This is a genomic window from Maribacter sp. 4U21 (assembly GCF_002742365.1).
Taxonomy (GTDB): Bacteria; Bacteroidota; Bacteroidia; order Flavobacteriales; family Flavobacteriaceae; genus Maribacter.
This window is the reverse complement of sequence record NZ_MDGN01000068.1, coordinates 1-641: the sequence shown is the minus strand read 5'-3', so window position 1 is coordinate 641 and position 641 is coordinate 1. Positions and strand designations below refer to the sequence as shown.

Genomic DNA, 641 nt, shown 5'->3' with positions numbered 1-641 from the left:
ATAAAAAAATACAATCGTAAAGACCTAATGAATACCCGAGTAACTGTGAAAACAAAAGACGAAATAACTCGTATTAAACAGCTTCAAAAAGAGATTGAACAACTAAAAAAACTGCTTCTTAAAAAAGATATGGACGCACTTATTGATGATTCATACCTGGAAGTAGCTGCTGAACAACTGGGCTATAAATCTGTTCTCGAACTTAAAAAAAAACTACGTATCAAGCCTTAATTAAGGCCAGAGAAAAGTCTAAGGGATTTGCTTCTCTAACTACTATTACAGCTTGTTTCGGTCTAAAACGAGATGCTTACTACAAGTACAAACGTAGAGAAGATAAACGTTTAGAGATAGAGGAAAAAGTAGTAGCTATAGTCAAGAACAGACGCAAATCCCTTCCTAGAGAAGGCGTTAGAAAACTTACCAAATCTTTAAAACAAGAGTTTACAAATACCCATTTAAAAATAGGTAGAGATACCCTATTCAACATTCTTAGAAAACACAATATGCTTACACTTAGAAAGAAATACAGCTCAAGAACAACCAACTCATTGCACAGATTCTATAAATACAAGAACATTATTAAAGATGTAGAAGTTAATAGACCTAATCAAGTCTGGGTTAGTGACATCACTTACATCAGA

At 33.2% G+C, this 641-nt stretch carries 1 pseudogene; it reads left to right on the top strand.

What is annotated here, in order from left to right:
• A pseudogene (locus BFP77_RS13815) lies at positions 1-231 on the top strand (transposase); the annotation flags it as partial.
• Positions 232-641 lie beyond the last annotated feature (410 nt).